Origin of the sequence: Bradyrhizobium sp. HKCCYLRH3059 (assembly GCF_051168035.1) — a bacterium.
Classification (GTDB): Bacteria; Pseudomonadota; Alphaproteobacteria; order Rhizobiales; family Xanthobacteraceae; genus Bradyrhizobium.
The window spans coordinates 304,308-323,397 of sequence record NZ_JBNPUF010000002.1 but is presented as its reverse complement, the minus strand read 5'-3'; the positions used below and the strand labels follow the sequence as shown (position 1 = coordinate 323,397).

The window sequence follows — 19,090 nt, the reverse complement described above, 5'->3', positions numbered from 1 at the left end:
ACGGCTTCCGCGGAGGAATCCTGGATTGTTTGCGCTCGCAATGTTGGGCGGATGGAGCGTGGCGCGGCAATGAGCCGAGCGATCGCCGGGCGTCTGCTCCTGAAGGTCGCGCCGGTCCCGCGCGTGCCTTCGTCAGAACCGCGTCACGATGTCCGCGAGCGCCGGACGCGGCCGGTCCTCGCTCGGCTTGGCCGGCTTGCCGATGTGAATGAGCCCGGCGAGCTTCTCCTCCGTCTTGAGGCCGAGACCGTCCATCACGTCGCGGTCGAACATGAACCAGCCAGACAGCCAGCAGCCGCCATAGCCGAGTGCGGTGGCCGCGGTCAGGATGTTCATCGCGCTCGCGCCGGCGGAGAGCTCCTGCTCATAGGCCGGCACCTTGGGATGCGGCCGGGTGAAGCTGACGAGGCCGATCACCAGCGGCGCCTCCATGAGGCGATTCTTCTCGACCTCCAGCTCGGCGGCGCTCGCCTGCGGGTTCTTCCTGGCGAACACGGCCGCGATGACCTCGCCGGCGCGGCGGCGGCCGTCGCCCTCGAACACGATGAAGCGCCATGGCGCAAGCTTGCCGTGGTCTGGCACGCGGGCGCCGATGGTCAGAATGGTGTCGAGCTCGGCGGGCGAGGGGCCGGGGCCGCTCATCTCGCGCGGCTTCACGGAGCGGCGGGTCTTCAGCAGTTCAATCGCGTCGGTCACGTCGGTGGGTCTCGTTCGTTGCACGCGCGACAGATAGCATGGGCCTCCGCCTGCAACGAGACCACGGCACGGCGTTTTGATCGGTTCTACTGCACCCGGCGCTGCAGCCTTTGCGGGTTTCGGCGAAGACTTCGCGCGGGACGACGCGGATCGGGGCATATCCGATGCGGCCATCTGTCCTAAGCACGATATTCCCAGCGAATTGTCGAACCTTGGGCGGGCCGGTAAAAACATAGTGCTAAGAGATCCGCCGGGAGTTGCCTCGAGTGCAAGATCTGACGTGCCGATGACCGCACTGATTCCGTCACCTGACGCCGTCGCGCGGCTGCGCGGGACGGCTGGTTTCGCACGGGCGATGCGGGCGTCGACGGCATCGGCGATCAGGCTGTATCGGGGCGATCGCATCCTCAATGCGCTGCTGAGCGACCGGGCGCGGGCGCTGTTTCCGCACGTCGCGCTGTATCTGCATTTTGCCGAGCAGCGCGACGGCGAGCTCGGTCTCACCGTCGGCGCCATGAAGGAGATGTGTGCCAGGCTCGACCTGTGCAGCGGCGGCCGCTGCGAGGCCATGCTGGCGCTGATGCGGGCGACCGGGCTGGTGGCGTCGGCCTCGAATCTGGACCGCCGGCGGCGGCCGCTGGTCCCGACCGACAAGCTGATCGCGCTGCATCGCGAGCGCTGGGGCGTACAGTTCGACGCCATGAGCGCGGTGCTGCCGGCCGCCGTGGGTTACCGGGCTGCGTTGAACGATCCGGCCTTCGTGAAGAGCTTCGTGCTCGAGCTCGGCCGTCGCTTCATCGCCGGCGTCCGGATCCTCGACGGAGCGCCGGAGCTCGAGCCGTTTGCCGAACGGACCGCGGGCATGGTGATCCTGTTCAGCCTGGCCCAAGGCGCCGGGCCGGACCAGCCATTCCCGCCCGACGGCCCCGTGCCGTTCTCAATCAACGGTCTGGCGACCCGCTTTTCGGTGTCGCGCAAGCACGTGCTGACGCTGCTGCGAGACGCAGAGGAGAAGCGCCTGCTCATCCGCAGCACCGACGCCATCACCATTCTGCCGCTGGGGCGCGAGGCGATCGAGCGGATGCTCGCGACGATGTTTCTCTACATGGCCGAATGCGCCGACGTGGCGCTGCAGGCCGCGGGTCGAGACAGAGGTTCGGCGGATGCTGTCGCCAGTCTGTCGGCGTAGCCGCGTAGCCCGGATGAGCGCGCGCCGGAGCCCGTCAGGGCGACGGCGGGAGCGACATCCGGGATCTCACGCGCTGTCGCGGCGACACCGCATGTCGCTGCGCTCGTGCGGGCTACGCGCTACGACGTCACGCCGCCTCGCGCTGACGGCGCCGCACGTCCGGCGGCGTCGCCTCGTCGACCAGGGCGGCGATGGCCTCCGCGGTCGGCATCACGGTCTGGCCGTCGCGGCCGAGCCGGCGGACGGAGACTGAATGCGTCTCGGCCTCCTTCTTGCCGACGACGAGCAGGGCCGGGATCTTCTGCAGCGAGTGCTCGCGGACCTTGTAGTTGATCTTCTCGTTGCGCAGGTCGATCTCGCATCTGAGCCCGGCGCGGCGCAGCGCAGCCAGCACCTGCTTGGCGTATTCGTCGCCTTCCGAGGTGATGGTGGTGACGACGACCTGGGTCGGCGCCAGCCACAGCGGGAAGCTGCCGGCATAGTGCTCGATCAGGATGCCGATGAAGCGCTCCATCGAGCCGCAGATCGCGCGATGGACCATCACCGGCGCCTTCTTGGCGCCGTCGGCGTCGATGTAGAACGCACCGAACCGCTCCGGCAGGTTGAAGTCGACCTGCGTGGTGCCGCACTGCCAGTCGCGGCCGATGGCATCGCGCAACACATATTCGAACTTCGGCCCGTAGAACGCGCCTTCGCCTGGATTGATCTCGGTGCGGATGTGGTTGCTCTGCGCCTTGATCTCGTTCAGCACGGTCGCCATCACGCGCTCGGCGTGATCCCACATCTCGTCGGTGCCGACGCGCTTCTCCGGGCGGGTCGAGAGCTTCACCGTCAGTTCGCCCTCGAAGCCAAAATCCGAGTAGGTCGACAGAATCAGGTCGTTGATCTTCAGGCACTCGTCGGCGAGTTGGTCCTCGGTGCAGAACACATGCGCGTCGTCCTGGGTGAAGCCGCGCACGCGCATCAGGCCGTGCATCGCGCCGGAGGCCTCGTAGCGGTGCACGACGCCGAATTCGGCGAGCCGCAGCGGCAGGTCGCGGTAGCTCTTCAGGCCATGCTTGAAGATCTGCACGTGACCCGGACAGTTCATCGGCTTCAGCGCGAACCAGCGCTTGTCCTCGGCCTCGTCGCCGGCGGACTGCGCCGCGAACATGTTCTCGCGATACCAGTTCCAGTGGCCGGAGGTCTCCCACAGCGACTTGTCGAGGATCTGCGGCGCGTTCACCTCGTCATAGTCGCCGGCGAGGCGCCGGCGCATATAGGCGATCAGCGCCTGGAAGATGCTCCAGCCTTTCGGATGCCAGAACACGACGCCCGGGCCTTCCTCCTGGAAGTGGAACAGGTCCAGCTCGCGGCCGAGCTTGCGGTGGTCGCGCTTTTCGGCCTCCTCGATCTGCTTGAGGTAGGCGTCGAGCTGCTCCTGCTTGGCGAACGCCGTGCCGTAGATGCGGGTCAGCATCGGATTGTTGGAGTCACCGCGCCAATACGCGCCCGCCACCTTCATCAGCTTGAAGGCGTTGCCGATCTTGCCGGTCGAGGTCATGTGCGGACCGCGGCAGAGATCGAACCAGTCGCCCTGGTAGTAGATCTTGATCGGCTCCTCGCCGGGAATGGCGTCGACCAGCTCGACCTTGAAGGCCTCGCCCTTGTCGCGGAACACCTGCTTGGTCTTCGCGCGATCCCACACCTCCTTGGTGAAGGGTTTGTCGCGGCCGATGATCTCGCGCATTTTCTTCTCGATCGCGGCGAAGTCTTCGGGCGTGAACGGCTCGTTGCGGAAGAAGTCGTAGTAGAAGCCGTTCTCGATGACAGGGCCGATGGTGACCTGGGTGCCCGGCCACAGCGCCTGCACGGCCTCGGCCAGCACATGCGCGCAATCGTGCCGGATCAATTCCAGCGCGCGCGGATCGTCGCGGTCGACGAGCTCGAGCCTGGCGTCCTCATTGATCGGATCGTTGAGGTCGACGAGATCGCCGTTCAGCGCCATGGCGACGGTGCGCTTGGCGAGCGAGGGCGAGATGCCCTTGGCGATGTCGAAGCCGGTGGTGCCCCGGGGATATTCACGCCGGGCGCCGTCGGGGAAGCTGATGGTGATCTTCTCGACCGGGGCGGCGGGCTTCAGGTTGCTGAGGCTGTATTGGAAATTGGACTTTTGCTGGTCGGACTTGGAATCAGGCGATTTCGGATCGGACATGGGTCACTCCTTGAGCTCACTCCTGCGAACGAGCGCAGGTAAGCGGGAGCAAGGGGTATAGCAGGGGATTTTCAGGCTGCAACCGGGAGAGGGACGGGAAAACCGCCCAATTGCGGCTGGTGCGGCGATGCGGAGATTGCCGCCGCGGGCCGGTATGATACAACTTCAAGTGTTCGGGGCGTGGGGACGCGTTTGGCGATGGAGTCTGCAGGAGAGGCGCCGCTGTCTGTGTATCGGCGCGGCGGCATTCATGTTGGGGCCGCGCTGATCGTGTTCGTGTTGTCGAGCCTGTCGTCGTTCGCGGCCGTTCCGGCGATGCCAAAGCCGGCGACCCAGCCAAAGCCCGCGGCACATGCGAGGCCGGGTGCCCCGGCCAGGCCTGCAACGGAGTCCAGGCCGGCCGCGCGCCGCGCCGCGTCGCCGCGGGTCGCCGACGGCTCGACGCCGATTGCGTTCGCTCTCGTCAAGGGCTCCTCGGACGCCTGTGGACATGGCTGTGACAGCTGGATCGCCGCCGAAGGCAAGATCGACGGCGGCGCCGCGGCGCGCTTTCGCAAGTTCATGAAGCAGATCGGGGAGCGCAGACTGCCGATCTACTTCAATTCTCCAGGCGGCAATCTGCAGCAGGCGCTCGCCATCGGCGACATGCTGCGCGAGCGCAAGGCCGCCGTGCGGGTGGGACGCACCACCTTGCGCGAGTGCGGCTTCGAGCCTCAGGAGGGCGAAGCTTGTACCAAGCTGAAGCTGTCCGGGCGCGAGCTGCATGGCGAGGTCTGGACGCGGGGGGCGATGTGCAATTCGGCCTGTCCCTACATGCTGCTCGGCGCGCCCACGCGTGAGATCGCAGCGGATGCGACGCTCGCGGTGCATTCGCCGCGCGTCATCCTGAACTTCACCGGCGGCGTGCCGACCCGCGAGATGCGGGCGCAGGCGATGCAGCAGGCGATGGCGCGGGCCGACAAGATGGTGCTCGACTACATCACCAAGCTCGGCGCGGATCCCGCTCTGCTCACGGTGGCGCGGTCCGTCCCGTTCGAGAGCATGCGCATCCTGACGCGGGAGGAGATCGCGCGGTTTGCGCTCGACAGGCGGCAGCGGGTCGAAAGCCCCTGGATGTTCGAGACCGCCAGCCGTGGGATTGCCTACAAGACCATTCTCGCACGCAAGGACGGTGAGAGCACGTTCCAGACCACGCGCTTGCAGATGGTCTGCTTCGATCAGGACCGTTTCGAGCTCGACGTCGAGCGCATCGCGCCGGCCGGCTCGCCGCCGGGTCCGCTGGCGATGGCGAGCGGAGATATGCGGCTCAATTTCCTCTCGCCGCCGCGGCGGTCGGGCGATCGCGAGACCTGGGGCGTGTTCCTGAATGCAAGCCAGGTGAAAACGCTGTCCTTGATGCCGTCGGCCGAGCTGAGCGATTCCCTGTTGAATGTCGCGCGTCGCAATGTCTCGACATTTCCGGTGAGCAGCGAAGGCCTGCAATCTGCTCTGAAGATGCTGACCGAGAGCTGCCCGCCGTCCAGAGCCATCGCCCGTCCGACGAGTACGCCGGTTCCGTGGACGCAGATTCCCTCGCCGCAGGCCTCGGCGGCGCAGTCCGCCCCCGCGCCCTGACGAGAATGGCGGCCAGGACGAAGGAGGGAGGACGAGAGAAAGTCATGGGCGGCATGAGACATTTTCATGCAAATGCATGAAATTCTCTGCTATTGAGGCGCGATGACATCCACTTTCGCTTCCGGGCGCTTTGCGCCGACCGCGCTCATGCTCGGCAATCTCGTCACCGGCTGCTCGGTGCTCGCGCCCGCCGGCCTGCTGTCCGAGCTCGCCGCGGATCTCGCTGTCGGCGTTCAGACGGCGGGACTCCTGATCACCTTCGGCGCGGTGGTGCTCTGCATCTGCTCGCCCTTGACCGCCTGGCTGACGAGCCGCTTCGATCGCCGCCGTCTGCTCGCAGCGACGCTCATGGTCCTCACGCTCGGCAATCTCGCCTCGGCGTTTGCGCCCGATTATGCGAGCCTGCTGGTGCTGCGGCTCGTGATGCTCGCGGTCGGCGCGCTCTATACACCGCAGGCCGCCGGGACGGCGGCGCTGATCAGCCCGATCGAGAGACGCGGCAGCACCATCGCCTATGTCTTCCTGGGCTGGTCGCTGGCGGCCGCCGTGGGGCTGCCCATGATCACCTTCATCGGCAGTCATTCCGGTTGGCGGGCTGCCTATCTCGCCGTCGGTGCGGCCGGCGCGGTCAGCTTTGTTCTGCTGACATGGCGCCTGCCATCCGGCCTGAAGGGCGCGCCGGTTGCGTTGAAGACCTGGACCGAGCTCGGCCGTAACCGCCTGGTGGTTCTGCTGCTCCTGGTCACGACCCTGCAGATGTCGGGGCAGTTCGTGATCTTCACCTTCATGGGACCGCTGTTGAAGCGCCTGACTGGCGCGGACTCCAACCAGATCGGGCTGGTGTTCGCGATCTACGGCGCCTGCGGCTTTCTCGGCGTCGTCATCGCAACCCGGATCGTCGATGGCTGGGGGGCCTACCGGACATCGCTCTTGTTCACCTGCCTGATGTTCGCCGGTGTGTCGGCCTGGACGCTGGCGGCGGGCACCTACGGCCTCATGGCGGTGGCGGTCGCCATCTGGGGGTTGGGGTTTGCGTCCACCAATTCGATGCAGCAGGTTCGGCTGGTGGCAGCCGCGCCGCCGCTTGCCTCGGCGTCGGTGTCGCTCAACACCTCCGTGCTCTATATCGGCCAGGCCATCGGCTCCGCGATCGGCGGCAGTCTGTTTGCACGCGACCTGCTCGGAGCCACCGGCTACGTCGCACTGATGTTCCTGACCCTGGCGTTGCTGGCAATTCTGGCCAGCCGCCAGCGCGCGCGGACCCCGGTTCCGGCCTGAGCAGCGGGTTGGCGCTTGGCAAAGCCGGCCCGACCGGATTAAAGGCCGATGTCGTGGGGGGCTGCTGGGGCGTGGATTCTGCCACGGCCGGCGAGTAGCATCGACGGACGTCCTCGCGTGCCCACGGGTCGGATGAGAGAGATATGGCATGAAGAAGATGATGTTGAGCCTGGCCGCAGTGCTGCTGTGCACCCCTGCGCTGGCCCAGAGCGCGCCGATGGTCGGTGACCGTCCGCTGGTGCAGGTCAAGCCGAAGGGGACGAAGACCGCCGCCGCCGCGCCGGCCAAGCCGCAATCGGCGGCCGCCAAGCTCCAGGCCTGCCTGGAGATCGACGACGGAACCAAGGAGCGCCTGAACTGCTACGACGCCGTCATTCCGCCGGCAGCCAAGCCGAAGGCGATGAAGGCCAAGGTGGTCGGCGACTGCAAGTTCACCAAGGAAGAGGATGAGCGGCTCGCCTGCTTCAACGGCTTCGTCGAGAAGCTTCCGAAGTCCTGAGGCATTGCGGCAGCCTCTGTCTCAGCGGCTCGACACGCGGTTCGACATGTCCTGGGCTCCGGCCGCGATCCGGATCGGCGGCTGGGCGGCCGCCATCTTGACCAGCACATCCTTGATCGGGTTGCGGGTCCATGCCTGCGTGACGTAGTCGCGATGGGTGATGCCCTCGTCGGTCTCGACGAAGACGACGCTGCCCGGGCGCAGCGGCCGGTCCATGTCCTCGGAGACTTCGATGCCGCGATTGCGCAGCATCGCCATCAGTTCCTGATCATGCCGCGCAGTGTAGCGCGTGTAGGAGCTGATGAAAAAGCCGGAGCGGTTGCGCTCGACCCAGTTGGCGAACTTGTCGAGCTGGCCGTAGACCGCATCGAGCAACACGACGCCGCGCACGCGGTCGCCGATGCCGCCGACCTCGAGGCTCCAGGCCGTGGGAAGGAAGCCACCGCTGTAGCCGACGATCACGATGGGCATGCCGGCGAACGTCTTCGCGGCGGCCGGATTGCCGGTCAGGCGGGCGAGGCTGGCCGCAGCCTCGTCCATGAAGCGCTTGAAGCCGCCGGGCTGCCAGAACTTGCCGGCGCTCGAATCGGCGGCGTCGACGGCCATCTGCGGCGCGAGCAGCACCGCGTTGACGCCGGCCGCGGTGATCTGCTGCGGCACCAACTGGCGGTCGCGCACGTCGCGCTCCAGCGTGGCGCCGTTGCCGTGGAAGAACACGACGATCACGCCCGGCTTGCGCACATCGAATTGTTCGGGGACGTGCACCAGCACACGGCTGTCGTTGTAGGTCTGGTCCTGCCAGTAGACGCGGCCGGACAAGCTGCGGTGGCCGCGGCGCTCACCGTTGCTGACGTTCAGGAATGGCGCGTCGGATGCCGGATTGTTACCGAAATAGGGAAAGGCCGACGACTGCATGCTGACGAGGGTCGTCAGATCCTCACGCTGCCGCCGTTCTGACCGTTGCGGCTCCAGCGATGCGATCTGTGAGGGCGCCGGCTTCGGAGCGAAGTCGGAGGGCGTGTGAAGCCGGAAGCTCTCCTGCGCGGACGGGAAGCGGTCGCTGAATTCAGGTGCCGGAAAACGATCGTCGAAGGTCAGCCCCTGGGCCGTCGATGCGTTGGCGGCCAACGCCTCGGGATTGGGCGCCTTGCCGCAATGCGTGAAGGAAAGGCAGATTGCCAGCGCCGATGCCGCGCGCCACCAGAGGCACGAGCCCCTGCGCACAGACGTCACCACTTTCTCGTCTTCCCCGATCATCCGTCCCCAAAGACGCGTTCGAGCCGCAACACGGCTCTTCAACCAGCGGATTTCGTTCAACCTGCGCCGCCGAAATTGAGGTCGCGTTAAGGATCGTGTCCGGTCGACCCCGGGCGTACCGGGACACACCACGCGAACGTGTCGCGATTGTGGGACGGCCGGCGGCCCGATGCAATGCCGCAGCCCAGCCCGGCCGAAATCGGTTCAAAAATACCCTTGAAGAAGGTCATATTTAACGCCCGTTAACGATGTTTGAATGCTTCGGCGGGAACCTGGGCTGAGGCAGAGGAAGGGGCGCCGGGCGTCCCTCGACGAGATGGCTGCATCCGAGGCGGACGATCCCGGCCGGGGCCGGACAGACGGCGACCGGGTTCCATCCGTGTCCTTGCCGGTCGCGACCGCGATCGTCATCGCCGACATGATCGGAGTCGGCGTCTTCACCAGCCTCGGCTTCCAGGTCCGGGACATCCCGTCCGGCTTCTCCATTCTGGCGCTGTGGGCGGTCGGGGGACTGGTGTCGATCTGCGGGGCGCTGTCCTATGCCGAACTCGGCACGATGTTTCCGCGCTCGAGCGGCGAATACAATTTCCTCACACGGGCGTTCCATCCGGCGATCGGCTTCATGGCCGGGTGGGTCTCGGCGACGGTGGGCTTCGCGGCGCCGGTGGCGCTCGCGGCCATGGCGTTCGGCGAATATGGTCGGGCCGTCATCACCAGTGCTCCGCCGATGCTGCTCGCCACGGGTGCAGTCTGGCTCGTGACAGCGGTGCAGCTCGGCGGCATCAGGCAGTCGAGCCGCTTCCAGCTGTTGTCGACCATGCTGAAGCTCGCGCTCATCACCGCCTTTCTCATCGCAGGCTACACCATTGCCGCCCCGCAGTCGGTCACTTTCCTGCCGACCGCGGCCGATATCGGCCACGTGACGAGTGCGGCGTTCGCAACCGGACTGGTGTTCGTGATGTACGCGTTTTCCGGCTGGAACGCGGCGACCTACATCATCGGCGAACTGCATGCGCCGGAGCGGACCTTGCCGCGCGCGCTGCTGCTGGGCACGGTGATCGTTCTGGTACTCTACATCGCGCTCAACGCTGTTTTCCTGCGGGCTGCACCGATGGACGCGCTCGCAGGCCAGCTCCAGGTCGCGAGCATCGCGGGCAGTCATATCTTCGGCGAGACCGGCGGGCGCTTCGTGGCCGCGATGATCTGCGTCGGACTGGTTCCTTCCATTGCCGCGATGATGTGGATCGGCCCGCGCGTGCTGATGACGATGGGCGAGGACATTCCGGCGCTGTCGGTGTTTGCGCGGCGCTCGCGTAATGGGGCGCCGGCCTATGCCGTGCTGTTCCAGCTCACGGTCGCCACCCTGATGCTGTTCACGGAAAGCTTCGAGGCGGTGCTGGACGTCGTCCAGTTCTCGCTGTTGTCCTGCTCGCTTCTCGCTGTGCTCGGACTGATCAAGCTGCGCATCGCGCAGCCCGAACTCACGCGACCCTACCGCGCCTGGGGCTATCCGGTCACGCCGTTGATTTTCCTCAGCGTGACCTTCTTCATGATGTACTATCTCATCACAACGCGGCCCTTGCAGGCAGGGCTCGGCGCAGGCGCAATGGCGTCGGGATTGGTGATCTATTGGTTCGCTCACGCGCGATCGCGCCGTATCGCCGCAACGCTCGCATCGGGTTCGGATTGAAATGCTGTTGGTCTCGAGAGTCTGGTTCGCCGTCGCATGTCTGATCCTTGCCATGAGCTTCGAGGCTCGGGCTCTGACCACCACGCCGGACGATACGGCGCGGGTGCTGGCGGGCATGCCGCCAGCAGCGGGCTCGCCGCTCCTGCCCTTCGTGCAGGATCCGGCGTGGCGGCGCCACGCGGCGTTCTTCGACAACGCCTTCAATCAGCTCGAGCAGCGACAATTGTCGAAGATCAGGGCCTGGGCGGATGCCAATCTGGCCGCGCCGCGGCCGTCGATGTTCTATTTCTTCTCGGGGCCGGATTTTCTCTATGCCGATGCCTTTCATCCGAAGGCAACGACCTATGTCCTGGCGGCACTCGAGCCGACGGGCCCGATCCCGGACCTGACCAGATTGCCCCGAGGCAGCATCGGCCCGGCGCTGTCCTATGTCGAACGCTCGTTGCAATCGGTCCTGAGCTTCTCCTTCTTCATCACCAAGGACATGAAGGTCGACTTGCGCGAAGGCGAGCTCGAAGGGACCTTGCCGATCCTCTACGTCTTCCTGGCGCGCACCGGCAAGACGATCCGCGAGGCCAGTCTGATCTGGTTGGACGAGAACGGCGGATTGCACGGCAACGACGAGGCGCCGACGCGCAATGCGACCAAGGGCGCGCGCATCCTGTTTGCCGGCGCCGACGGGGTCGCCAAGACGCTCTACTACTTCTCCAGCGATCTCTCCGATTCCGGCGTGAAGGCGAGCGGGTTGCTCAAGTTCTGCGAGCCGCTGGGGCCGGGCGACAGTCTCCTGAAGAGCGCGTCCTATCTGTTGCATGAGAACGGCTTCGGGCGGGTCCGTAGCTGGCTGCTGAAGAACAGCGCCACCATCATCCAGGACGATTCCGGCATCCCGCTCGCAAGCTACGAAGCGCGGGCTTGGCGTTTCCTGCCGTTCGGACGCTACGCCGGGCCGATCGACAAGTTTCCGGACATGTATCAGAGGAGCTATGCGAAGCTGTTCGAGCGCGCGCAGCCGCTGGAGTTCGGGATCGGCTATCGCTGGCGCACGCGTGAATCGAATGTCCTGCTCGCGGTGAGATCGCCTCCGGCCGACGCGACAGTCTCGGCCGAAGCGAGCGTCCTTCCAGAGACGGATTACCAGCCGCCGCCGCGCGCCCGGCGCGTGCCGCGGGCGTCGGAGCCGGTTCCTCTCTATCCGCCGCCGCGGCGCGACGATTTCATCTTCTGGCCGAGATGGTAGGGGCGAATCTCACCAGTGCACGCTCTGGCTGGGCACGATGTAGGACGTCGTCGGCGGGGGCAGGGCGGTGCTGTCCGTGAGATAGCGCCAGGCACCGACAATGACGATCAACAAAGCGATGATGCAGAGCAGGTCCACCTGGCGTGCGTCATGATGGCCGGCATGATCGGGACCGACACTCTTGCGCGCTCGGTGGCTTCTGGGGCTGATTGTCCAGCGCATCGTTGTTTCCTCCCGAAGGAAGCGTCACATCAATGCCAGTCCAAGCGGCGCGGTTCCTGCTGACAGCGCCGTCGCATTGCAGAAGCATAGTCCTGGCGTGGGATTTCGCCAGCGCCATCTGCGAGGTCGATCGATCGATTCGGTGCTTGTTGCGCTGCACCTCAGTTCGGCCCGTTGACGCCGCGCCATCGCGCATAGCGCCAAGGCAGGTACCAGCGGGCGCGCGCAGGAGCCGTCGTTGGGACGTTGTCGATGCCGGAGGTGCCAAAGGGCTGGCAGCGCAGCAGCCGGGCGAGCGTCATCCAGCCGCCTGCCCAGAGCCCGAAGCGCTCGATGGCTTCATCAGCATAGACCGAGCACGTCGGCAGGTGCCGGCAATTGTAGCCGACCAGCGGCGACAATGTGTGGCGATAAAGCCAGATCAGCGCGTGAGCCGCGCGGCGCGGGAGTCGCCCCAGCAGCGACCCGATGTGCGCAGAATGGCAGCCGATGTCGGAGCATGAGTGCTTCATGAGCGAAATGCCAGATGGATGTGCGAGCTTCTGACCGGTTCCTCGGCAGGGAACCCTGCTCTCGTTCATTTGTGGTGATGTGATGCAACAATGGCCAGTTTTCAGCGGCGCCGCAGCACGCCGCAGCTGGACGGTCGGTGATTGCCCGGATACGTTTCCCGACAAGGATGTGACAGACTAATAACGGATTTGAGGCCAGCTTGTCAGGTCTTTCCGCAAGAAAACCGAGGAACTGCGTACCGAGCTATACGAGGGGGACGGATTGCGCGTGAGATTGCTGCGGTCGCATGAATTGCGCTGGATGCTACTCGGTGTGGCAGCGCTTGGTTTGGTGGTCGGTGGGGCGATCACCGTTATGTCCAACACGGCGCGCGCCGGCGGCGCGCTCGAAGAGCGCAAACTCCCGATGCGGTTCGGTTGGGTCGCCTGCGAGCCGAATTGCGGCTGGGTCAGCGCGGTCGGGATCGTTACCGGCGACACGCCGAAGGATTTCGAGGATTTCGCGAGGGATCGGGACCTGACGGGCGCCACCCTGGTGCTCGACTCCAGCGGTGGTTCGGTCAACGACGCCATAACCCTGGGTCGCCGGTTCCGTGGGCTGAAGATGCGCACCACGGTCGGCATGACCCAGCGTCCGAGCCGCGCGGGTGACCGGCCGCGCGTGGTGCCCGAGGCCTATTGCGAGTCGATGTGCGTGTTCCTGCTGCTGGCTGGAACCACGCGTTATGTTCCGGACACCGCCCATGTCCGCGTTCACCAGATCTGGATGGGAGACCGAGCGGACGACGCCAAGGCGGCGAGCTATACGGCGCAGGACCTGATGATCGTCGAGCGCGACATCGGGCGTCTCGCCAAATACACCTTCGACATGGGCGGAGCGGGCGATCTGCTGTCGCTGGCGCTGAACGTGCCGCCCTGGGAGGACCTGCATGAGCTGTCGCGCGCCGAGCTGCGCCTCACCAATATCGTGACCACGGATCTGGTCGCCGAGGTGCTGCCGCCAAAGGGGGCGGTGCCCGTCGCCGAGCTCGCGCCGAAGCCGCAGGCCAGGGACAAGCAGCAGGACCGCTTCCCGGCCGCGCTCGACAAGCAACTCTCCCGCACCGCCGAAGCGCTTCCGGCGGCGACGGTGGCGGCGACGCCGCCGCAATAGGCAGCGACGTCGCTGGCGAACCGGCGCCAGCGTCCGAAAGGGGCGACCGGTGCCGTCACCCTCGTGCGAGCTGGCTATGTGATTTCGACGTGCGGGGGAATGATGCCGCCTCAGCCCTGGGCCGCGGCCGGCTGCTCGCCGTTGGCTTTGGCCTCGATCTGGCCGATCGCGTCCACCACGGCATCGAACGTCAGCATCGTGGAGGCGTGGCGGGCCTTGTAGTCGCGCACCGGCTCGAGCAGGGCGATGTCGGCCCATTTGCCTTCCGGCGGCGCACCGTTCTCCTTCAGCATCCTTCTCACCGTCTCCCGCAGCTCGCGCAGCTCCGCGGCGCTGGAACCGATGACGTGGCGGGCCATGATCGAGGAGGAGGCCTGGCCGAGGGCGCAGGCCTTCACGTCGTGGGCGAAGTCGGTCACCACGGGCCCGTCCATCTTGAGGTCGACCTTGACGGTCGAGCCGCACAGCTTGGAATGGGCGGTGGCGGTGGCGTCCGGGTGGTCCAGCCGTCCGAGCCGCGGAATGTTGCCGGCCAGCTCGATGATGCGCTTGTTGTAGATGTCGTTCAGCATGTGCCTGACGTCCCGGAATTACCGGCGTGGCGGCCTTGGCGGCCGGGTTTCATCGCCCTATATTGCGAGTATATGGGAACGATTGGCAGGAATTCCAGCCACATCCACAGGCGTCCGGCGCGAGAGGCGCCAGCCTGCGTGTGGCACCTCTGCAGGTGACGCCCTCAAGGTGATGCTGTGCCGGTGACACTCCGGTCGGACCGCCGACCGGTCGAACGGAGTTGAGATGGACACTTTGATCAAGACGTTGCGCGCGAACAAGCCCGAGGGCAAGCCGTTAGACGCCAAGCTGACTGACCCCCGCGCTGCAGAGCTCGATCCTGCCGATTTTCTCGCCGCCGCCGTGCGGCCGGATCGGCCACGGCCGTCGCGCGCGGAAGCCGAGGCCGCGGTTTACACGCTCCTGAATTACATCGGCGAGGATCCGACCCGCGAGGGGCTGGTCGACACGCCGCGCCGGGTCGTCGAGGCCTATGATGAATTGTACCAGGGCTATCACCAGTGCCCGGCCGAGGTGCTCGACCGCACCTTCGGCGAGACCGCCGGCTATGACGACTTCGTGCTGATTCGCGACATCGAGTTCACGTCGCAATGCGAGCATCACATGATGCCCTTCTACGGCCGCGCGCATATCGCCTATACGCCGGTCGAGCGGGTGGTCGGCCTGTCCAAGCTGGCGCGCCTGACCGACATCTTCGCCCGCCGCCTGCAGACCCAGGAGCATCTCACCGCCCAGATCGCGGCTGCGATCGACGAGGTGCTGAAGCCGCGCGGAGTCGCCGTCATGATCGAGGCCGAGCACACCTGCATGTCGGTGCGGGGCGTCGCCAAGCACGGCGCCATCACCTTCACCAGCCGCTTCACCGGCATGTTCAGGGACAATCCGGCCGAGCAGTCGCGCTTCCTGTCCATGGTGCGGTCGCCGCAACGGTAAGCCTGCCAACCCGTTGAGCAGAGAGTTTCGTGTCTTCATCCTCAGTTGAGCGCGAGGAGGGCTTGGCCTTCCTGCCCAAGTTCGACGCGGCCGGCCTCGTCACCTGTGTGACGACCGATGCCGTGAGCGGCGACGTGCTGATGGTCGCCCACATGAACGAGGAGGCCCTGCGCAAGACGGTGGCGACCGGCGAAGCCTGGTATTTCAGCCGCTCGCGCAATGCGTTGTGGCGCAAGGGGGAGAGCTCGGGCCAGACCCAGCGCGTGGTCGAGATGCGCACCGATTGCGACCAGGACGCGGTCTGGCTGCGCGTCGAGCAGGCCGGCGCGGCGTGCCACACCGGCCGCCATTCCTGCTTCTATCGCAAGGTCGAGCGATCGGATGACGGCAGCGGTGCGCGGCTCGTCTTCGTCGATGCTGACCGGCTGTTCGATCCGGCCGAGGTCTATCGCAAGTAGGCCAGCGACCTGCCTCCGGGCCTGTCCGGTCGTTCATTGGCCCGGCCGGGCCCGGCGAATTAACTCGCCATTAACCATACCCGCCGCATTTTGCCGGACGTTTCCGGCGCGTTCGTCTGCCAGCGAATCTGCAAACAGCGGGTCTTCCCATGTCGGTCGACGCATCCAACTCCTCGTCAACCGGTTTCCTCGATGGCGTCCGGGCGAAGGTCGCAGGCGCGATCAAGCAGGCCGCTGACAGCGTCGGCACCAGCTTCGAATATCTGCTGTCGACCGCCAAGATGGAGTCCGACTTCAATCCGACCGCCGGCGCCTCGACGTCATCAGCGCGCGGGCTCTACCAGTTCATCGACCAGACCTGGCTCGGCACGGTGAAGGAAGCCGGCGCCGATCTCGGCTATGGCCAATATGCCGACGCAATCACCCGGACACCGTCGGGCGACTACACCGTCAGCGATCCCGCCATGCGGCAGGCGATCATGAAGCTGCGCGACGACCCGCAGGCGTCGTCCGCGATGGCGGCTGCGCTCACGCAATCGAACAGCTTCCAGCTCGCCGGCAAGATCGGCCGCCGGCCGACCGATGCCGAGCTCTACATGGCGCACTTCATGGGTGTCGGCGGCGCCGCGAAGCTGATCACCAGCACCCAGGAGACGCCGAATGCGTCGGCCGCGCGGATGTTTCCCAGCGCCGCCGCGGCCAACCGGCCGATCTTCTACGATCGCGACGGACAAGCCCGCAGCGTGTCCCAGGTCTATGCGGTCCTGAACACGCGCTATGCAGGCGCCGCCAATTCGTCGGCCACCCGGGGCGCGCTTGCACTCTATGGTGGGACGAATGTCGCGGCCAATGCGGCCGGCGGCGGCGCGCTGCCGACCACCGACACCGCAACCTTCCTGTCGATGTTTCCGGATGCGCGCGGCTCATCCCGGTCCGGCTCCTCGACGACGGCCGATGCGTCGGCGGTCAACCGGCCGGCAGATCCGATGTTTCGTTCGCTATTCCAGGTTGACGGCCAGTCGAGCCAGGCGGTCTCGCCGACCGTGCGCGAGCTATGGGGCCATTCATCGGTTGCCAGCGCGACCCCGTCGGAGAGCGGCAGTATCGATGCCAGCGGCAATGGTCAGCGCAGGCTCGACCTGTTCAGCGATCCGCACGGCACCTTCTCGGGCTGATGCACCGGCGAAGGCGGTCGCGCTCGTCGCTGAACCATTGATCAAAAAGAACTATTTTGAAGTCCCGCCGCGGCTCGCGCCGCTGGCGGCGGTCGCATTTCCCCCGTCGGATTACGGCCAAATGCGGCGTTGAGTGGTAACATAGTATGTAAACAACCTGCCGCCTTAACAAAACATCAACAAAACCAGCCACTTATGGTGAACGCTTTGTTAAGCGTCGTGGTTTATTTTCGGTGCTGTTGAGGCCCTCGTGGCCTTTGTCTGCAAGTTGCGTAAGCCGGAAAGACCATGATCGTTCGGCAGTTTCTCAGTTGGGTCAGAACCGCACCCGCCGGTGAGCGGGCAGAGGCCACCAGGGCGCTCGCGCGGGCGTGGCTGTTGTCGGATCTTTGCGATGAGGATCGCGGCGCCGCGGAGGGCGCGCTCCTCATGCTGCTGGACGATCCGTCGCCGCTGGTGCGGCAGGCGATGGCGGAGGTGTTCGCCCGCTCGGAGGAGGCGCCGGCCGCCATCGTCCAGGCGCTCGCCACGGACCAGGCTTCCGTGGCCGCCATCATCCTCGAACATTCGCCGCTCTTGATCGATGCCGACCTCGTCGACATCGTCGCGACCGGCAACTCCGACACGCAATGCGCGATCGCGCGCCGCGTCGGCCTGCCCGCGCCGGTGTGCGCCGCGATCGCCGAGGTCGGCAGCGCCGCCGCCGCGCTCGAGCTGATCGAGAATGCCTATGCCGAGCTCGCGCCGTTCTCCTGGGACCGCATCGTCGAGCGCCACGGCCACCTCGCCGCCATCCGCGAAGCGATGCTGGTGCTGGACGACCTGCCGGCCGCGACGCGCGCGGCGCTGGTCGACAAGCTGTCCGAGACGCTGGCGCAGTTCGTCGTCGCCAGGAACTGGCTCAGCGCCGACAGGGCAGGGCGCATCACCAATGAGGCGCGCGACCGCTCGACCATCACCATCGCGGCGCGCTCGCGCGGCGAGGAGCTGCGCGGGCTGGTCCAGCATCTGCGCGCAACCTCGCAACTCACCGCGGGCCTGATCCTGCGCGCGCTTCTCTCCGGCAACGTCGAATTGTTCGAGATCGCGCTATCGGAGCTCGCCGACATGCCGCGGGCGCGGGTGTCAGCGCTGCTCAACGATCGCGGTCGCGCCAGCCTGCAGGGGCTGCTGCGCAAGGCCGGCATTCCCGACACCACCTTCGACGCGTTCAGCATCGCGCTCGAGGTCTGCCGCGAGAACGGCTTTGCCGACACCCTGAGCGGAGCAGCGATCCTGCGTCGCAAGATGGTGGAGCGCGTGCTCACCCATTGCGCCACCGACCGCGACGCGGCCGCGCCGCTCTTGATCCTGCTGCGGCGCTTCGCCACCGAATCCGCACGCGACGAGGCCCGCGAGTTCTGCGACGAGGTGATGGCGGAGGATTTCGTCGCCGGGCTGGAGTTCGGACTGATCGCGGCCTAGCGCAGCTCGCCTGTTCGTCCGCGGATTCCTCAGCAGATCAAGGCCGACATCTCTCCGCCCGTCATTCCGGGGCGCGCGAAGCGCGAGCCCGGAATCCATAACCACAGGGCAACGTGCCGAGGCAAGCTGTCACCGCTCGCGCGCCTCACATTCCATTCTATGGCGATGGATTCCGGGCTCATCGCTGCGCGATGCCCCGAAATGACGCCAGGATGGATGGTGGCCAACGATCCTGCGATGGAATGAATGGATAGTGAGCGGCCAGCCGGCCTATGGCTGATCGCTCGGCACGAGGCTCGGCGCCAGGATCGCTTCGAGATGCTCAGGCCGGTTGCGGTTGACCTGGATCAGATAGTCGTCCGCCACGCGGCGCAGCCGGCGGCTCAATTCGCCTGCGACCGTCGCGCTGTCATACTTCGTATGATCATGCACGATCGCCTGGATGGCGTTGACGTGATGCTCGAACAGCTCGGCGGGGACCTTTTCGAGGTCGGGCGCGTGCTCGATGATCCGGCACAGGCTATCGGCAACCTCGGCAGCGGCGGGATAGCCGAAGGTCGCTGCGTCGCCCTTGATGTCGTGGGCGGCGCGAAACATCTCCTCGCAGGCGTCGTCGTCGAAGCCGGTCCTGAGCACTGCTGCATAGGCCTTGGTCAGACGATCGGCCTCGGTGTCCATCCACGATTTGAACTCGCCGGACAGCTCGGCCAGCGCGGCTTCCGCGCGTGCGATCGGATCGTCGAGATCCTTCTCCTCGGCGCGGCGCAGCACCTTCTTCAGCGGATTGGGCTGGGTGATGACGTGATGCGAGGCGTAGGTCTTGACCTGGACCGCCGGGGCCTTGTCTTTCGCCATCTCGATATCCCCTGATGATGCCGACCAACGCAAATCGACTCACTTCCCCGATTCATAGCCGAGGACCTTGGCGCGCTGGGCGCCGATC

Annotated in this window: 18 protein-coding genes; 11 read left to right on the top strand and 7 right to left on the bottom strand. The window is 66.1% G+C overall.

Going from position 1 to position 19,090, the window contains the following annotated elements; translation table 11 throughout:
- Positions 1 to 132: 132 nt before the first annotated feature.
- Positions 133 to 696, bottom strand: a complete 564-nt coding sequence (locus ACQR13_RS08410; RefSeq protein ID WP_316164494.1) for a nitroreductase family protein — start codon at positions 694 to 696, stop codon at positions 133 to 135.
- A 286-nt stretch (positions 697 to 982) separates the two neighbouring features.
- Between ACQR13_RS08410 and ACQR13_RS08405 the strand changes: the two genes are divergently transcribed.
- Positions 983 to 1,885, top strand: a complete 903-nt coding sequence (locus ACQR13_RS08405) for a hypothetical protein (RefSeq protein WP_409999218.1) — start codon at positions 983 to 985, stop codon at positions 1,883 to 1,885.
- Between the two features lie 127 nt (positions 1,886 to 2,012).
- On the opposite strand, the gene thrS is transcribed toward ACQR13_RS08405, so the two are convergent.
- The gene (thrS, locus tag ACQR13_RS08400; RefSeq protein WP_315714669.1) at positions 2,013 to 4,079 is read right to left on the bottom strand and encodes a threonine--tRNA ligase; all 2,067 of its coding nucleotides are present in this window, start codon (positions 4,077 to 4,079) and stop codon (positions 2,013 to 2,015) included.
- 315 nt (positions 4,080 to 4,394) lie between these two features.
- On the opposite strand from thrS, the gene ACQR13_RS08395 reads away from it, so the two are divergent.
- The 3 genes from ACQR13_RS08395 (at position 4,395) to ACQR13_RS08385 (ending at position 7,470) form a co-directional block, all read left to right on the top strand.
- Positions 4,395 to 5,693 (top strand): hypothetical protein, encoded by a 1,299-nt coding sequence (locus ACQR13_RS08395; RefSeq protein ID WP_434862809.1) that lies wholly within the window; start codon positions 4,395 to 4,397, stop codon positions 5,691 to 5,693.
- 102 nt (positions 5,694 to 5,795) lie between these two features.
- Entirely contained in the window at positions 5,796 to 6,971 is a 1,176-nt protein-coding gene (locus tag ACQR13_RS08390) for an MFS transporter (RefSeq protein ID WP_434862732.1), read from the top strand.
- A gap of 148 nt (positions 6,972 to 7,119) precedes the next feature.
- Positions 7,120 to 7,470 carry a hypothetical protein gene (locus ACQR13_RS08385; RefSeq protein ID WP_315714667.1) on the top strand — a complete coding sequence of 117 codons (351 nt, stop codon included), beginning with the start codon at positions 7,120 to 7,122 and terminating at the stop codon, positions 7,468 to 7,470.
- A 21-nt stretch (positions 7,471 to 7,491) separates the two neighbouring features.
- Here the strand turns inward: ACQR13_RS08385 and ACQR13_RS08380 are convergent, their stop codons facing one another.
- Positions 7,492 to 8,703 (bottom strand): alpha/beta hydrolase, encoded by a 1,212-nt coding sequence (locus tag ACQR13_RS08380; RefSeq protein ID WP_409998609.1) that lies wholly within the window; start codon positions 8,701 to 8,703, stop codon positions 7,492 to 7,494.
- A gap of 340 nt (positions 8,704 to 9,043) precedes the next feature.
- On the opposite strand from ACQR13_RS08380, the gene ACQR13_RS08375 reads away from it, so the two are divergent.
- Complete coding sequence (locus tag ACQR13_RS08375; RefSeq protein WP_315826213.1) at positions 9,044 to 10,417, top strand: APC family permease; 1,374 nt, start codon at positions 9,044 to 9,046, stop codon at positions 10,415 to 10,417.
- Between the two features lies 1 nt (position 10,418).
- Positions 10,419 to 11,657, top strand: coding sequence for a hypothetical protein (locus ACQR13_RS08370; RefSeq protein ID WP_434862731.1), 1,239 nt, complete (start codon positions 10,419 to 10,421; stop codon positions 11,655 to 11,657).
- Between the two features lie 9 nt (positions 11,658 to 11,666).
- Here ACQR13_RS08370 and ACQR13_RS08365 read toward each other — a convergent pair whose 3' ends face one another.
- Positions 11,667 to 11,879, bottom strand: coding sequence for a hypothetical protein (locus ACQR13_RS08365; RefSeq protein WP_315714664.1), 213 nt, complete (start codon positions 11,877 to 11,879; stop codon positions 11,667 to 11,669).
- A gap of 161 nt (positions 11,880 to 12,040) precedes the next feature.
- The gene (yidD, locus tag ACQR13_RS08360) at positions 12,041 to 12,391 is read right to left on the bottom strand and encodes a membrane protein insertion efficiency factor YidD (protein ID WP_315749469.1); all 351 of its coding nucleotides are present in this window, start codon (positions 12,389 to 12,391) and stop codon (positions 12,041 to 12,043) included.
- A gap of 262 nt (positions 12,392 to 12,653) precedes the next feature.
- Here yidD and ACQR13_RS08355 point away from each other — a divergent pair, with 262 nt between their 5' ends.
- On the top strand, positions 12,654 to 13,544 hold the full coding sequence (locus ACQR13_RS08355) for a hypothetical protein (protein WP_315714662.1): 891 nt from the start codon (positions 12,654 to 12,656) through the stop codon (positions 13,542 to 13,544).
- A gap of 110 nt (positions 13,545 to 13,654) precedes the next feature.
- On the opposite strand, the gene ACQR13_RS08350 is transcribed toward ACQR13_RS08355, so the two are convergent.
- Entirely contained in the window at positions 13,655 to 14,116 is a 462-nt protein-coding gene (locus ACQR13_RS08350) for an iron-sulfur cluster assembly scaffold protein (protein ID WP_315826211.1), read from the bottom strand.
- A gap of 226 nt (positions 14,117 to 14,342) precedes the next feature.
- On the opposite strand from ACQR13_RS08350, the gene folE reads away from it, so the two are divergent.
- The 4 genes from folE to ACQR13_RS08330 all read left to right on the top strand — a co-directional run bounded on the left by folE (position 14,343) and on the right by ACQR13_RS08330 (position 18,147).
- A complete protein-coding gene (folE, locus tag ACQR13_RS08345; RefSeq protein WP_315714660.1) occupies positions 14,343 to 15,050 on the top strand; it encodes a GTP cyclohydrolase I FolE in 708 nt (235 codons plus the stop codon).
- Between the two features lie 29 nt (positions 15,051 to 15,079).
- Positions 15,080 to 15,508, top strand: a complete 429-nt coding sequence (gene hisI / locus ACQR13_RS08340; RefSeq protein WP_315749472.1) for a phosphoribosyl-AMP cyclohydrolase — start codon at positions 15,080 to 15,082, stop codon at positions 15,506 to 15,508.
- Positions 15,509 to 15,657: 149 nt separating this feature from the next.
- Complete coding sequence (locus tag ACQR13_RS08335) at positions 15,658 to 16,683, top strand: lytic transglycosylase domain-containing protein (protein ID WP_316170242.1); 1,026 nt, start codon at positions 15,658 to 15,660, stop codon at positions 16,681 to 16,683.
- 288 nt (positions 16,684 to 16,971) lie between these two features.
- Complete coding sequence (locus tag ACQR13_RS08330; protein ID WP_315714656.1) at positions 16,972 to 18,147, top strand: DUF2336 domain-containing protein; 1,176 nt, start codon at positions 16,972 to 16,974, stop codon at positions 18,145 to 18,147.
- A 270-nt stretch (positions 18,148 to 18,417) separates the two neighbouring features.
- Here the strand turns inward: ACQR13_RS08330 and ACQR13_RS08325 are convergent, their stop codons facing one another.
- Complete coding sequence (locus tag ACQR13_RS08325) at positions 18,418 to 19,002, bottom strand: Hpt domain-containing protein (RefSeq protein ID WP_434843473.1); 585 nt, start codon at positions 19,000 to 19,002, stop codon at positions 18,418 to 18,420.
- Positions 19,003 to 19,090: the final 88 nt, after the last annotated feature.